The organism is Mucilaginibacter flavidus (assembly GCF_024055575.1).
GTDB classification, from domain to species: domain Bacteria; phylum Bacteroidota; class Bacteroidia; order Sphingobacteriales; family Sphingobacteriaceae; genus Mucilaginibacter; species Mucilaginibacter flavidus.
In genome coordinates this window covers 890,281-905,792 of record NZ_JAMXOE010000001.1, presented here as the reverse complement: position 1 = coordinate 905,792, position 15,512 = coordinate 890,281, and the positions used below count along the sequence as shown (strand labels likewise).

Below are 15,512 nucleotides of genomic sequence, written 5' to 3'. Positions count from 1 at the left end.
AAGCTGCTAACACGAAAATTTAATTTAAATATTTAACGGATGAAAAAGATTTATATATACGCGCTCACTACCCTGATGTTTTGGGGAGTAGCGAGTTGTAGAAAGCCAAACGATTTTGGCACCACTAACCTGAATCCTGATGCGGTTACCCAACCAGTGGTTTCGGCTCTTTTGGCAAGCGTTGAAAATGACCTCCCGAATTATGGGTCAACAGGTTTTGCACTGGGGCAGGGTGCATATGCACAGTATTTTTCTGAAACGCAGTACCCTGCCGTTTCATTGTACGCCGCTCCGGCCGTTGGTTTTACCGGCCCGTACGTAACTGATTTGTACGATTGCCAGAATGTTATCGGCCTCAACCAGAGCAAAAATTCTGTTGTTGCTGCTATTATTATGCAGCAATATATTTACTGGGTATTAACTGACACTTTCGGCGATATACCGTATAGCCAGGCATTACAAGGGTTGAAAGCTATTACTCCTGCTTATGACAAGCAGGAGGATATTTACAAAGGTATTGTCACCAAAGTTGCGGCTGCTGTTGCTTCAATGGATGGTGGTGCTGTACCAGGGGATCTTTTTTATGGCGGTGATGCTGCCGGGTGGAAAAGAGCCGGTAATTCGTTAGTAATGATGGTTTCCATCCAGGCATCAAAAAAAGTTCCGGGCGCGAGCGATTTTTATGCAACTGCATTTAAAGCGGCATTAGCGTCAGGGTCTATTACCACAAACGCCCAAAACTTTGCGTTTGCCTTTCCTGGCGGTTCGTTTAAGTCGCCGTGGTATAATTTATATAATGGCAGAACTGACTGGGCCGAAAGCAAAACGTTGACTGACTACACCAAGGCTACAAACGATGGCCGGCAGCTGATGTTTGGCGGCTCGTTTAGCGATCCGGGCCAAATAACAGGCGGCACCGTTACTTCTAACGATGGCGTGCCCTACGGTGTTGACCGCACCACGGCCAACAATTATATAGCGGCTAATTCTGATTGGGCGCTTGTTATGAGGGCTGATAAACGGAAAGATGCATCTACAGTTAACATTATCGATGCCGCTGAAGTTACCCTGGCAACTGCCGAGGCAATTAATATTGGCTGGGTTACCGGCGATTTGGTAGCTACCTATCAAAATGGTATAAAATTATCGTTCGAGCAATGGGGGGTTGATCCGCCCACTAATACATACCTTACTAATTCAAACGTCGCAATTAGCCCGGCTCCTGGTGCCGCAAACGCAAAAAATATTGCGGTGCAACAATGGGTAAGCGGCTATCCTGACGGACATATTGGTTGGAATATTTGGCGTAAAACAGGTTACCCTGTTTTAACTCCTGCCCCGGCCGCAACAAACACATCTAAAAAAATTGTAAGGAGATTTATTTATACTTCGGCCGAACAGCAAACCAATGGCGTAAGCGTAAATGCAGCCATTGCCCGGGAAGTGCCTACCGCAGGTACCGACTCGCAGGATAACGCGGTTTGGTGGGATGTAATTGGCCAAACTCCGTGAGTTTAGCGTAGCTTTTAACAATAAGTCAAACTATCATGAGCGGTAGCCATACACTGGTTCTGCTCATGATAATTAAACAACACTAAAGAATTAAAGATGAAAAATAAATTTTTACAATACACGCTCATTGGCTGCTCGGCGATGGTGCTGTTCAGCGCCTGCCGTAAAGACCCGTTCAGCGGGATAGAAACTAAGCAATCGGGTAAATCTTATGTTTACATTACCGAAGCCCAGGAAAACGACCTGCATTTTCTGCCATTTACTGATACAAAAACGGTAACAGTATTTACCTTAAGGAGAGATGCTGCAAATAGTGCAGACTTGCAGAAATCGGCGTCAATTGTACTCACGCAACTTGACCTCGCTGCATATAACACAGCACACAACACTACCTATACGCCAATTCCGGGTACATTAGCTACGCAAACTGCCGACCCATCGATCGTAACGTCTGCAACAGGTGTTACGTTTAACCTGGCTCCCGGTGTTTTTGCCAAAAATTACTCGTTGGATATTAAAGGACCGGAATTTGATCCATCAAAACAATATGCCGTATTACTGGCTATTACAAATTTTAACGGCTATTCAAAAATGCATTCGCCCGCTGGCACCAGCCTGGATACTATTCTTGTTACGCTGGGCGTTAAAAATATTTACGACGGCGTATACCATGCGAGTGGCACATTTGTGCGGGTTGGGCTAGACCAGCGGACTATTGACGAGGATAAGACACTCGGAACAGTGGATGCGAATACTGTATCGTCGACCGCGGCAGACATAGGTGAGCCTATAACTTTGCGCGTAAATGCAGATAATTCCGTTACAGTAACGTTTGTAGGGGCGAGTTTAACAGATTTACCCGGGCCATTTACTCAAGACGGTGTCAATGTATATGACCCTGCCACTAAAACATTTACGTTGCACTATCAATACAGAGGGGGGGCAAGGACCACCGAAGAGACCCTCACGCTGAAGCAATAAGCCAGGCGGTTTGTTAACAGGAAAGCCGGTCACAAGAAATGATCGGCTTTTTTGTTAAAAAAAGCCGTGTGCACGGTTTTCAGCAATGTTTGAACCGTGCTTTATTTGGGGGCTTTGGCACATTACCTACTGCATCGATGTATATTATTACCCTAACTCAAGACTAACAATTAAATTAACCTGTTTTTTTTGACGACCTTAAGTGCATCGCTGCGGGAGTTAACGTTAAGCTTTGAGTAAATATTTTTGATATGTGTTTTTACGGTTTCAAGTTCGATAAATAATTCATCGGCAATCTCGTTCCTTTTTTTGCCTTCACTGATCATTTTTATGATTTCTGTTTCGCGCTTTGAAAGTGGCGAGTCGGTGTTTTTTTGAAACGATTTGATAACGATAGACGCGATTTTTTTTGACATTGGCCCGCCGCCCGCACGGGCATCGTAAATTGCCTCAATAATTTTGGCTGACGAAACATCCTTGGTTAAATAGCCTGACGCGCCATTGGCAAGGGCAGCAAATATCTGCTCCTCAATTTCGTATACCGTAAGCATTATAACCATTGCCTTAGGCACCAGCTTTTTTATAAGCGGGATAGCCTGCACGCCATTGGTGCCCGGCAATTCAATATCGAGTAAAATAATGCCAGGGTCATCATTAACCAATTTCTTTTCAGCGGCGTCGAAACTACTGTAACAGCTAACAACCTGGAACCCGCATTCATCCTCAATCAGTTGTTTGTATGCGTGTTGCAATATTTGGTCGTCTTCAATAATTACTATTCGTATCGTTTTTTGCATAGCACTTGTTTAAGGAATGGGTAATAACAAAACACTGGTTGCGCCGGCATTATTATTTGATATAAAAGTTAACGATGCGTTGAGTTTTTTTGCGCGGTTCCGCATGTTTTTAATGCCGTTACCTCCCGAACTATGTTCAGGGTCGAAACCGCACCCGTTGTCGGTAACATCAAACTCAATGCATCCATCACTTGTAATATCAACTGCAAAAGTTACAATATTTGCTTTTGAGTGCTTTAATATATTAGTAAACAGTTCTTTAAATATCAGTATAATGTTCCTGCTGTGCCCCAACGGCAGTGTCATTTGGTTCAAGCGGAGCTCATCTGCAGGGAGGTTGAAATTTAACTTAACATCAATATTCATAAATAAGTTTTCAGCAAAGCCCTTTATTACATCCAGCACCTCGGCCAAATTATCATTGTCAGGATTTAAGGCCCATAAAATATCTTTCGTACCGGCATACATTTCAGATGCACTGAGTTGTATTTGTTCAACCAATTTGCTTTCGGTCTCGCTATGCCGGGCAAAATTGCGGGCCAGCAGTTCTGCAAGCATGTTTATACGGGTTAGCTTATTGCCAAGGTCATCATGAAAATCTTCGGCAGTTTGCCTTCGTACCAGGTCTTGTTCATGATGCTTAAGCTGGTTTATATAGTTTAATTTTTTGCGATGGCTGTAGATTTTATAAAGGTAGATGCCAAAGACTAGCGAAAGCAAAAAAAGCAGGATGATAAACTTAAACTCGGCGGTTTGATATATGGTGGGTACTATAGTAAAAGTGTACGATACGGTATCGCTTATCATACCGTCAACAATGGCTTTTATCTTAAATGTATAAGTGCCCGGCGGAAGTTGCGGATACTCAACGGCGTTATTCTGAACAGGCCAGCTGAAATCTTTATCCAATCCCTCAAGCTTGTAACGGTAAAAAATATCGCGGTTGTCGCCAAATTCAATAGCCTGGAATTTTATGGCCAGCCTGCTTTCGTCTGATGACAGCTCCAACTTTTCGGGGATTCTGTAACCGTTTTGATATACCGAATTAAACTTTATATCCGGGTTATTAACCGAAACCTTTTGAATTGCCAGGTGAAGCGATAGCGGCGGCTGTTTTTTGACATTGTTGTCGAAAATTATAATGCCATGTGTTGTGCCTATCCAAACCTTGTGATCGGTTAGTAAAACGGCATTTTGGTTACATTCATAAACATCGGCAGGTGCAATTAACTTTTTGAAAATAGGGGTATCGTTACCTTCAATCATATAACGGTTTATCGATCTCGAGGTACCGAGCCACAATTGGTAGCCCACAACAAGCATCCCTGAAATGGTGTTAGGGCTGGCCTGGTTTTTAGTGTCGATATTTCGCAGCTTACCTGTTCGGGTATCCAGGCCATATAAACCCTTGTCGGTGGTGCCAATCAAAATAGTTGTCCGGTATTTCTGCATGCAATTAATACTGGAGCCCTGGAGTAGTCGGCTTTCACCTGCTATTTTTTTATCCTTAACCAATACCAGCCCATCAAACGTGCCTACGTACATCGAGTCGGTGCCCATCGTCAACAGGCTGTTGCATTGGTAATTGAGCCCGTAAATTGGTATAGTCTTATTATTTTGAATATAAAAGCAACCAAAATTAGTAGTAAACCAAATAGTGCGGTCCTTACTTTGGGTTATAAAAGTGCAGCTTAAGTTGTTTGATATTTTAACGGTTCCGTTTCTTGTTTTCTTCCACAAACCAAAGTCATCGGTACCAATCCAGAGGTCATCATTGGTGTCAACGTATAGACAGTTTATGCGGGCATCTTTAAATTCGGGCGGCAGGTTTTTAATCTGGGTGATTTTACCGTCTCTACAACCTTGTAATCCGCCGCCATAAGTAGCAATATAAATTTCGCCGCGGCGGTTTTTAACCATGGCCATGGCCAGCTGGCTGGTAAGCCCCTGCGATTTATCATAAACCAGGTAATCGTCAAGCTGGTATTTATATAAACCAGCGCCGTCGGTGCCAAACCAGATATGGTTTTCGTAGTCAACAAATATCGAAAATACCCTGGTGTTGGTAAACCCGTTAGTGTCGTCAAAGTGCTTCAGCGTGTGGTTTGATAATAAATATGCACCCTTATCGGTACCCAGCCATAAATCAAGATTATGGTCAATGGCGAGGCATACTAAACGCATATTAATTTTGCTGATAAGTGCATTATCAACCGTTGTGGTTACACTGTCTTTTAGAAAAAGTAGCTGACTTTGAGTAATCATGTAAACCTGGCCGGCATGGTGAGGCACCACTGCGAATTGAATTATATCACCAACGTTTTTAAACGCATTCAGTGGCGCAAACGGGTCCCATTTGTTATAGCGTAATTTGTAAATACCTTTATTTTGGATGGCTGCATAAAGGCTGCCGCGTTCGTCTTTTTCAATATCGGTAATAACTTCGTTATCTACTGTTATTTGCTGCTCTACGAGTTTTTGATTAACTATCTTAAATAGTTTTTGATCGCTTAGCGCCCAGATATTATCGTGCCGGTCGCACACAATACGCCGTACAGGTCTTAACGTATTTTTACCGGTAAATGGGTAGTTAATTAATCCCTTTGCCTCAAAGCAGGTTAAGCCGCCCGAATTACCGCACCACACCCGACCGCTGTTATCGGTGCCTATGGCGAAATTAAAATAGTTTTTAATGCCATTACCCACCGTAAACGAGGTAAACTGCTTGCCGTCGAAACAATTTATCCCGCCTAAATTCGACAACCAGATCTGGTTCAGTTTGTCTTTGGTAATTGATGTTACCTGCGATTGCAGCAAACCCTTATCGATATCATAGTGCTGAAAATTATATTTTTGGGCAATTAGGGCATGGGCAAATAGCGTTAAGACAGTAACGATAAGCCAACGGATATAATATTTCGAGCTAACTGGGGCCATGTTTTACAATCGGAACATAAATATACGATAATAGGGAGTTTAATGGGCGACCATTAAAAGACCTTTGGCTACAGGTTCGCGAATATCTATCTGCGTGCATAAACTGCTTGCGGTTAATATAATAACAAGCAAGCTAATGGTTAGTTGTAATGCCTTTTTCATTAAGCGGTTAATAGTTAATCAGCTACTGTTACCAAAAGTACTTTTTAGAAATTGATGAAAAATACCCCCGGAAGGGGTATTTCAGATTCACGTTAAAGTGGTCGAAATTGCCGTTGCGTTTACAAATACCCCTGCCGGGGGGATGTTTCCGGGGCGGGATATCGATAAATTTGATAAACAAACCCGCAAAATGAAAAGAAACCTCACAATTGTTTTCTCCTTACTGCTTATTGTTACATTTTTTAGCGCGTTCAACTTAAACGGCAGCGGAAAGCAAAATGCTAAAAACGGCCCCGATTCGATTTTAGCCGATCGTAAACACTATGTTGATGAATTAAGACAGGCGATAAAAGGCAAGGAAAACATGCCTGCCGATTCTGTTTTTAAGAATATTAAATTATTGAAAGGTGTACCGGCCGGCAAGCTGATAGCCATCATGAACTTCGGGTACTCAAACTCCCTTGGCGTAAGCTGCGGCTATTGCCACGAACCAGGGCATTGGGAATCGGAGGTTAAACCGCAAAAAGAAATCACAAGGCAAATGGCAGCAATGAACGCCGCCATTAATAATCAATTATTGAAAAATATAAGCGGGCTGCAAAGTGCCAATCCTATTGTTAATTGTACCACATGCCACCGTGGCTCGGTTAAACCGGCGCTTGATATGCCTGCTGTAAAGTAATGTTAGTCTGTTTTCTTGAGTCGGAATCCTGCGAAACGTGCTTACAGCAACCCCAATCTCGTCTTCATCTCGTCCCTATACGTGCTCCCGATAGGGATTTTATGGGCGCCAATAATCACCTGGTGGTTCTCAACCATGGTAATATGCCGTATAGCAACCACGAAGGATTTATGCACCCGTACAAAATTTTGCGCCGGTATCACCTTAAAAATATCAGCCATATTTTGGCGAATAAGAATTTTTTTCTCGTTAAGTACAACCGAAATATAGTTGCCGTCTTTCTCTAAATATAAAATGTCGGCAATTTTTACCTGGTAGGTTTGCGGTCCGCTTTTAACAAACGCATATTCGGGGTGTTCGTCCTTGCGCTGGGAGTTGCTTTTCAATGAGTGCAGGCTTAAGGCTTTGTTAACAGCAGTTAAAAAACGCTCAAATGTTATGGGCTTAAGCAGGTAATCAATCGCATTAAGGTTGTAGCTTTCCACGGCATAATCGCTATAGGCGGTAGTAAATACAACCATGGGCTTAACCGCAAGCGACGAAAACAGCTCGATGCCGTTAATGCCCGGCATGTTTATATCCAAAAAAACAAGGTCGGTGTGGGCACGGTTCAAAAACTCCATGGCCTTAACCGGCTCACGAAACGATGCCTGCAGTGTTAATATACCGCTTTTTGCGCAGTACCGCTCAATTACTTCCAGGGCCTTGGGTTCGTCGTCAATAGCGATGCAGTTCATTGGTTTAAATTTATTTTTAGCTCGACCCTAAATTTGTCTTCGTCGTTTTTTATCAGCAGCTCATGTTTGCCGGGGTAGAGCAAATCGAGCCTGCGTTGCACATTCGCTAACCCGATACCGCTTTTGTCATCATGCATCTTTTTAATAAAGCTATAGTTTTTATTAGTGCAGGTAAACAGTAATTCTTTATCCGTAACAGATATGGCGATATCAATAAACGAGGTATTGTTAATGGTTACGCCATGCTTAAACGCATTTTCAACAAAAGGGATGAAAACCATCGGCGCTATAAATAAATCAGCGGGTAGTTCGCCATAACGAAAATCAACTATCGCCTCATGGTCGGCATAGCGCAGCTTATTTAGTGCAATGCAGCTTTTAATATATTCTATTTCGTTTTTAAGCGGCACGGTCTCGGCGTTGCTTTCATAAATCATATACCGCATCATACCCGATAGCTTTGAAATGCCATCGGCCAGTTCATCATTGCCCTTATCCTGCGCCATCGAAAACAGGTTGTTGAGCGTGTTAAACAAAAAATGAGGATTCACCTGCGACTTCAGGAATTTTATCTCGGTGCTGAGCTGGTGGGCTTCCAGTTGTTTGCGAAGGAACTCGCTTTTGATCCACTCTTTCGAAAAAAAGTAAGCTATTGCGATGCCGAGCATCGAAAGAAAAGTAATGACGTGTGTAACCTGGAAAAGCCCGATCCGCTTAATGATTACAGGATCGTGCGATGTACTATTGATGTCTAGAATGGCGGTAGTAGTTGAAGCCGCGTCCATCTTTAAAATATCGGAAGCCGGCGAAACAAAAATTAGTGTCAAGACATAATCGAACATGAATATAAATGCAGTCCAGCCTAATACAGCTGCTACACGTGCCATGCTGCTGTTAAACTTCATTACTTGTTTCAACAGCCTAAATGCAACGCTGTAAAATAAAAGCATCAACATAGATAATGTTAAAAACGACTGTGTATAAGCCGTTTTGATGGTTACGATCTGCTCCGTCTTGCCGTTCACAACCTGCCTGAATACCTGGAAATGCTTGGCCGAGTTCCCCGTGGTGTAAAATATGGCCGCCCAAAACAGTACGTGCAATACTATTTCAACCAACTGATTTCTTTTGATTCGTAACATATTAAAACTAAGGTAATACTTATTGCACCAGCTTGAAAATATGTGGTGCCTATTGCCGATAATAGGGGGCAAACCATACTTTTTTTGAAAAGCCGGATAACAAATATTGGGCTTTCACAGCTTAAAATCACGTGTTTACACCTAAGTTTTTGCCATACCCTGCCAACGCTTTACAATTGAAGAAAAATTAATATTATGAAACCTATCAACTCAGTTTTCCTACTTATTGTTGTGTTTAGCATACTGTCGATCAGGAGCAGGGCACAGCAAAACCCCGAACGGGCACAACTCGTTATTCATTACAATTTTTCGCACCTGCGGGATACAACCAACCGGGCAGCGCCTTTTACCGAAAAAATGATTTTGTTTTTAGGCAGTCACTCCAGCGCTTATAAAAGTTACGATAAAGCAATGGCAGATGCCTTAATGAAGAAACAAATTCAGGAGCAAATGGCCGCTAATGGGGGCGGCGGTGAAATACGAGTAATGCGGGGCAAAAATTCGGGCTCGAGTACCGAATACTACCAGTTTGCCGGTAACGGAAAATTAGTGCGGAGGGAAAAACTAATAAACAGCTATTTGATTGAGGAGCCGCTGCCAACAATTAACTGGAAAATAAATAGCGATACTGCGACATTCGGCGGCTTGCATTGCCAGCAGGCCACTACCCATTTTAAGGGTCGCGAATACATTGCCTGGTTTTGCCCCGACCTGCCTTTTCATACCGGGCCGTGGAAATTAAATGGTTTACCCGGTGTAATCGTAGATGCTCATGATACCAAAAACGAAGTGGTGTTTAAATTTGACGGGGTAGAAGATATAAGTAAGGCTCCGCTTGTTGCAGAGGCCACGGTTAGTGCCCCGTCCTCGCCCAACGTTACCATTGTAACGATTGGTGGTGCTGACGACGGCGACCCCAACGTAATACAATTGCCCCAAGGCGCTATAAAAACTACCGATAAAGAATATACAAACTTACGCGAAGCGATGCGGAAGGATCCTGATGCTTTTACGCAATCGGCAATGGCTGGGGCAGGTATGGGCGCACAAGGTGGTGGCGGCCCACAGCCGGTTATTAAACTCAAAATTGGACCTGGCCCGGTTATTAATAACCCAATTGAATTGCCCGAAAAGAAATGATGAGCAACTTCAAATTTGCGCTGCCGGTTCTTCTGTTTATGCTGCTTGCTTTTACCGGATTCGCACAAACAATAAGGGGGACCGTTAAGGATACTGCCGGCAAAGGGGTACCCTATGCCAGCATAAACCTGAAAGGTACGGGCAGTGCCATAATTGCCTATACCGTTACTGGTACCACTGGTCAGTTTGCGCTTAATTTGCCTGCGGATGTCCCTAAAAGCGGCTTAAAGGTGGAAGTAAGCTGCATTGGTTTTAACAAACAAGCTAAAGAGCTGATAGACTTTACCGCACCTTGCAATTTTACACTAGGCATAGCAGTAAACCAGCTGCAGGGCGTTGTAATAAAAAATAACAGGCCGTTTTTAAAAACAAGCGGTGATACCACCGGCTACAAAGTATCCGACTACAGCAGCCCGCAGGACAGGGTGATTGGCGATGTAATAAAAAGACTGCCCGGCGTACAGGTGGCTGCAGATGGCAAAATATCATACAACGGCAAGGCGATATCAAATCTTTATTTGGGTGGCGATAATTTGCTCGATGATAAATATAACATCGCGACAAATACCATCCCCCACGGCGCGGTAGACCAGGTGCAGGTTATTGAAAACCATCAGCCCATTAAAATGCTGAAGGATAAAGTAGTGAGTGAAGACGTTGCCCTCAATCTTAGTTTTAAAAAAGATGCCAAATTGCAGCTGATAGGGCAGGAAACAATTGGCGGCGGTATCCCCGGTAAATACGACGAGAACCTAAATGCCATGATGTTTAAGGATAATTTCAAAGCCATAAACTACCTTAAAGGCAATAATACGGGTTTTGATTTGGCCGAAGATTTGATATCGCACAACGTGCAAAACTACTTGCAGCGTATTGATAATAATAAACCCGGCACCATGTTATCTACCGGTACAGCCGGCGACCCTGATTTGCCGCGTAACCGTTACCTTTTCAATCAATCAGGTATCATCAACCTAAATAATCTTGTGCATTTAAAAAAGGATGTGCTGTTACGGGCCAACCTGTATTACCTGCACGATACCCAGTGGCAGGATTATCAGAAACGGGCCGCCATTTATTTGCCAAACGATACGGTAAATTACTCCGAAACTCAGCATAATAAACGCCGGCCGGATATTTTGCATGGCGGCTTAACCTTAAATATTAATAAGGATAAATACTATTTAAATGATGACTTTATTGCCGATTATAACCACAATACCAGCTACTCCGCATTAACGACAAACGGCACGCCGGTTAACCAGGTTTTAAGAGATAACATTGCTGATTTTTCGAACGAGTTTAACCTGATGCAGACCTTCAAAAGCAACAATATCATTGAGCTATCGTCGTACATTAACCATATTGCCGAGCCGGAAAACCTGGCTATAAGCCCCGGCTTGAACCCACAGTATTTTAACAATGGATTACCCTATAATAAGCTAAACCAAACGGTTAATGTGCCAACATGGTTTACCAATAACTACATCTCCTACAAAATACCTTCCGATTATGTAACCCAAACCTATCGGGCAGGTTTTAGCCTGCAAAAGCAAAGGCTGGGCTCGGGTTTAAATACTACGCAGATTGATAACTCAGTTAATGCGGTTACCGATAGCACCAGGAATAATTTGAACTGGTCGCGGCAAAAGTTGTACACCCAGGCGATTTTCGATTACCCTGGGAAGGTGCTTAAGGTAAACCTTACGCTGCCTTTAAGCCTGCAGCAAACAAATTACAGCGATGGCTTTTTTGCAGTGGATAAGAAGTCGACCCATTTGTATTTTAACCCCAGGCTTTTTGTTAAATACCAAACCGGGGTAGAGAATTATTTAAGCCTTGTATACGGCATCCGAAACCAAACCGGCAATATCGCCGATATTTATCGCGGCTATATTTTGAAAGATTACCGCACCCTGCTGGCCAACAATGCCGACCTAACCGAGCAGCGCGACCAAACGGCGGCCCTGGGCTTTAATTATCGCAAGGCCATTACGCTATTCTTTTTTAGTGTATCAGCCGCTTACGACCATATATCAGCTAATAATATTTCGTCGAGCATAGTCAATAACAATATAGCGCAAAACATAGTGCTGCCGTTTGCAAACAGTACAAACTCGCTGTCGCTTAGTGGCTATATCAGCAAGTATTCATTTGCTCTGCGTACAACGTTTAGTGGGGGGATATCGTGGCAGTCTGCAAGTTCAAACCAGGTGCAAAACAATATCCTGCTGCCTTATAAAACTATATCGGTAACCGAAAATGCCGGTGCCGAAACGAAGGTGAGCAGCACACTAAATATAAGCTATAAGGTAATTTACAACCAGTTGAGCAGCAAATCATCCGCTGCTACATCGACAACTGCAATCAGGAGTATTTTCCAGCAGGCTGCCATTAATTATAATCCAACAGAAAGGCTTGAATTTAAATTAGCAGGCGACGATTATTACACCCATACCGGTACGTTGAATAACCAGAAATATGTTTTTGCCGATGCGTCGGTTAGGTATAAATTAAAAAAGCTGAAAACTGATTTCGAGCTAAGCGCCAATAATCTTTTCGACACAAAAAAATATAATGCGCTGTATTTGTCGGCCAATAATTTCACTTCAAATACCTACACTATACCTGGCAGGATTATATTGTTGAAGGCTACGTTTAATTTATAGGGTGTGGATTATTTAACTAACAGTTTTGGCGGCACACGGCTGCGCCAGGCATTTACCAGCAATTCGGCTAAGTCATCCGGTTTTACCGCTTTAAGGTCGACCAGCATGTAGTTGGTATTTAAATAATGGTCGGTAACATAAAAGATAGTTGGGTCGGCATCGATCCATTTATCACGGTCGATATTGTAAACCACAAGTGTTTCGCCATCCTCACGCAACCGGCTGAATAAGTTTTTGCCGGCATAGAAACCGGGGGTGCTGTAACAGGGCTTTTCATTTACGCCGGGCAGTGGCATTACCGTTTTGCGGATAAATTCCAGGTAAATTATGGTGGCCGGCTCTTGTAGCTTTTGGGCAACATTGAACCGCCATTGGTGCCTGTTATTCATGGTGTTTTAATTTATTTTACTAATTTATCATTTGGGCAGCACCCGTTATAAATTTTAACGGAATATTTTTTGTGTTGTCCAATTATGTTAACCTCGTTTGATATGTGGTTAATAAATAAATTTGATAACCACTAAAAATTAAAATCATGAGAAAATTAACAGTGTTTAACCACATATCGCTCGACGGATATTTTGTAAGTGCCAACGGCGATATGAGCTGGGCTCACCGCGGTAGTGACGATCCGGAATACCAGGCTTTTGTTTCAAACAATGCCAGCGGCGATTCTGAAATGCTGTTTGGCAGGGTAACCTACGATATGATGAACAGTTTTTGGCCAACCCCTGTTGCACATCAACAAATGCCTGTAGTGGCCGACAAAATGAACAATGGCCGCAATGTGGTTTTCTCCCGCAAAATGGACAAAGCTACCTGGAACAACACCAAACTGGTAAAAGGCGATTTGGTTGAAGAAGTTAAAAAAATGAAGGAGGAAGAAGGGCCGGGTATGGTAATAATGGGCAGTGGCAGTATTATTGCTCAATTGGCTGCTGCGGGCCTGATAGATATATACCTGATAGTAGTAAACCCGGTTGCCCTTGGCGGCGGACGGACCTTGTTTGAAGGATTGCCCATTATGTTAAGCCTGACACTTAAGTCGAGCAGAACGTTTAATAATGGTAAGACTTTCTTAACGTACGAAGCTTAGAATAGTCATTAATTGAAAAAGCGGACCGCGCCGCTTTTTCAATTAATATTTAATTATTGCCTTTAATTTACCCCAAAGCTCGTTGTCAAAATCAGATCCTGCCGGTTTAACTCCGCCTGCCGTGGTGCCCATACGGATAATAACCAATTGCTGCGATGGCACAACATAAATTTTCTGGTCGTTTTTGCCAAGTGCGGCGAATAAATCTGTCGGAGCATTAGGGATTATAGAGCCCGGGAATACAATTTGCGATTGCGGCAGCATGTTACTGCTTTTGCCGTTAAGCCAGGTTAAATAGCCATAGCTCAGATTTATACTTTGCGAGGTGTTAACCTGGCTGTGAAAATAATTGGTATCGCTTAAAATGGCGGTGGTGTTCCACTTGCCTTTATTTAACAGCAGCAAACCAAACCTGGCCATGCTGCGCGGGTTGCTATAGAATATGTTGTTCGAGTTTGGCGTTTTTACCCATAAACCATTCATCCCGATTTTATCCCTTATTTTTTGCTGGAAATAGGCATTATAGCTTAATCCGCTAGCTTTCTCAACCACGGCATCCAATAAGGTATAAGCCGCATTGTGATATGCCCAGCGCGTGCCCGCGTTAGCTTTAAAAACAAGGCAGCCGGGCAGGGTGCAATCAGGGTCTGCCACGCCGTCGTCAAGCCCGGTCGTCATGGTTAGCTGGTTTTTTAGAGTGATTAAATTTTCTTTGTCAGCGGGTTCCGATGTCCAGCCCGTTCCCAGGTATTTCGAGGTGCGGTCATTGATATTCAGCAGGCCTTCCTGTTGGGCAATGCCTACCAAAAAGCCGGTCATGGTTTTACCTGCAGATGCCCAGTACCAAAGGCTGTCGGCTGTAAATGTTCCGAAATATTTCTCGGTCACTATTTTGCCGCCTTTAAGTATAATAAATGCCTTGGTCCCTTTGCCTTGCAGGTAAGGGTAAAGATTGTTTAGCGCAGTATTGTCCCAGCCTAGCGAAGCAGCGGTAGTTGTTTGCCATTCGGTTGCGCCGATGGGCGGGAAGTATAGTGATTGGGTTGTGGTGCTTTTATTTGGATCACTACTTTTTTTGCACGATGCCATGGAAATGATAGCGAGGATTATTAAGTAGGGGTATATTTTTTTCATATTTGACGTTATACGGTTTTATGCTTGGAAGGTTGATGCGTTTAAAGGTTTAATGTTATAATTTGAATTGTTATATTTGTATATGGACGCCTTGATTGTTTACCCGGAAAATAAAGAGCAGCTGATCGCTTTAAAAGCAGTGATGAAAGCTATGAAGATTTCTTTTGAGCAAAAAAGCGATACATACCCTGATTTCGTGCTTGATGGAGTAGAAGAGTCGTTGAAAGAAGCAGATGAAGGAAAACTAACGCCATATACAGGTATTAAGGACATGTTGGATTTGGCATGAATTTGTCAATATTTTACACACCTCGTTCAAAGCAAACACTTGCCTCTGTTCACAGCTTTATACAAAATAAATTTGGAACTAAGGCCTCCGATAAATTCATAATTAAGGCAGAAAAAACTATTAAGCTCGTGTCGGTTCATCCGTTTATGTTTAAAGCAAGTTCAATTGATGACCGTGTGAGAATCGCTTTAATCACGAAACAAACATCGTTGTTTTATAGGGTTACAGATACAT

The 15,512-nt window shown here is 43.0% G+C and carries 14 protein-coding genes; 7 read left to right on the top strand and 7 right to left on the bottom strand.

What is annotated here, in order from left to right; genetic code table 11:
* The first annotated feature begins 39 nt into the window (after window positions 1-39).
* A complete protein-coding gene (locus NAF19_RS04065) occupies window positions 40-1,512 on the top strand; it encodes a SusD/RagB family nutrient-binding outer membrane lipoprotein (RefSeq protein WP_252788526.1) in 1,473 nt (490 codons plus the stop codon).
* A gap of 96 nt (window positions 1,513-1,608) precedes the next feature.
* On the top strand, window positions 1,609-2,493 hold the full coding sequence (locus tag NAF19_RS04060; protein ID WP_252788525.1) for a BT_3044 domain-containing protein: 885 nt from the start codon (window positions 1,609-1,611) through the stop codon (window positions 2,491-2,493).
* 170 nt (window positions 2,494-2,663) lie between these two features.
* Here the strand turns inward: NAF19_RS04060 and NAF19_RS04055 are convergent, their stop codons facing one another.
* The 3 genes from NAF19_RS04055 to NAF19_RS30520 are packed head-to-tail and all read right to left on the bottom strand — an operon-like array spanning window position 2,664 to window position 6,389.
* On the bottom strand, window positions 2,664-3,290 hold the full coding sequence (locus NAF19_RS04055; protein WP_252788524.1) for a response regulator: 627 nt from the start codon (window positions 3,288-3,290) through the stop codon (window positions 2,664-2,666).
* A 9-nt stretch (window positions 3,291-3,299) separates the two neighbouring features.
* Window positions 3,300-6,227, bottom strand: a complete 2,928-nt coding sequence (locus NAF19_RS04050; protein ID WP_252788523.1) for a sensor histidine kinase — start codon at window positions 6,225-6,227, stop codon at window positions 3,300-3,302.
* A 39-nt stretch (window positions 6,228-6,266) separates the two neighbouring features.
* Window positions 6,267-6,389 carry a hypothetical protein gene (locus tag NAF19_RS30520; RefSeq protein WP_256484198.1) on the bottom strand — a complete coding sequence of 41 codons (123 nt, stop codon included), beginning with the start codon at window positions 6,387-6,389 and terminating at the stop codon, window positions 6,267-6,269.
* Window positions 6,390-6,579: 190 nt separating this feature from the next.
* Between NAF19_RS30520 and NAF19_RS04045 the strand changes: the two genes are divergently transcribed.
* Window positions 6,580-7,071 (top strand): c-type cytochrome, encoded by a 492-nt coding sequence (locus NAF19_RS04045; RefSeq protein WP_252788522.1) that lies wholly within the window; start codon window positions 6,580-6,582, stop codon window positions 7,069-7,071.
* A gap of 41 nt (window positions 7,072-7,112) precedes the next feature.
* Here the strand turns inward: NAF19_RS04045 and NAF19_RS04040 are convergent, their stop codons facing one another.
* The gene (locus NAF19_RS04040) at window positions 7,113-7,808 is read right to left on the bottom strand and encodes a LytR/AlgR family response regulator transcription factor (protein WP_252788521.1); all 696 of its coding nucleotides are present in this window, start codon (window positions 7,806-7,808) and stop codon (window positions 7,113-7,115) included.
* A complete protein-coding gene (locus tag NAF19_RS04035) occupies window positions 7,805-8,950 on the bottom strand; it encodes a sensor histidine kinase (RefSeq protein ID WP_252788520.1) in 1,146 nt (381 codons plus the stop codon). The genes NAF19_RS04040 and NAF19_RS04035 overlap by 4 nt, the downstream gene beginning before the upstream one ends.
* Window positions 8,951-9,145: 195 nt before the next feature.
* Here NAF19_RS04035 and NAF19_RS04030 point away from each other — a divergent pair, with 195 nt between their 5' ends.
* Complete coding sequence (locus tag NAF19_RS04030; RefSeq protein ID WP_252788519.1) at window positions 9,146-10,090, top strand: GLPGLI family protein; 945 nt, start codon at window positions 9,146-9,148, stop codon at window positions 10,088-10,090.
* A complete protein-coding gene (locus NAF19_RS04025) occupies window positions 10,087-12,759 on the top strand; it encodes a carboxypeptidase regulatory-like domain-containing protein (protein ID WP_252788518.1) in 2,673 nt (890 codons plus the stop codon). The genes NAF19_RS04030 and NAF19_RS04025 overlap by 4 nt, the downstream gene beginning before the upstream one ends.
* Before the next feature lie 8 nt (window positions 12,760-12,767).
* On the opposite strand, the gene NAF19_RS04020 is transcribed toward NAF19_RS04025, so the two are convergent.
* The gene (locus NAF19_RS04020) at window positions 12,768-13,148 is read right to left on the bottom strand and encodes a hypothetical protein (RefSeq protein WP_252788517.1); all 381 of its coding nucleotides are present in this window, start codon (window positions 13,146-13,148) and stop codon (window positions 12,768-12,770) included.
* A 146-nt stretch (window positions 13,149-13,294) separates the two neighbouring features.
* Between NAF19_RS04020 and NAF19_RS04015 the strand changes: the two genes are divergently transcribed.
* Window positions 13,295-13,855, top strand: a complete 561-nt coding sequence (locus NAF19_RS04015; RefSeq protein ID WP_252788516.1) for a dihydrofolate reductase family protein — start codon at window positions 13,295-13,297, stop codon at window positions 13,853-13,855.
* Between the two features lie 42 nt (window positions 13,856-13,897).
* Here NAF19_RS04015 and NAF19_RS04010 read toward each other — a convergent pair whose 3' ends face one another.
* The gene (locus NAF19_RS04010; RefSeq protein ID WP_252788515.1) at window positions 13,898-14,989 is read right to left on the bottom strand and encodes a serine hydrolase domain-containing protein; all 1,092 of its coding nucleotides are present in this window, start codon (window positions 14,987-14,989) and stop codon (window positions 13,898-13,900) included.
* 82 nt (window positions 14,990-15,071) lie between these two features.
* Here NAF19_RS04010 and NAF19_RS04005 point away from each other — a divergent pair, with 82 nt between their 5' ends.
* Entirely contained in the window at window positions 15,072-15,278 is a 207-nt protein-coding gene (locus tag NAF19_RS04005; RefSeq protein WP_252788514.1) for a DUF2683 family protein, read from the top strand.
* The last annotated feature ends 234 nt before the right edge of the window (window positions 15,279-15,512 follow it).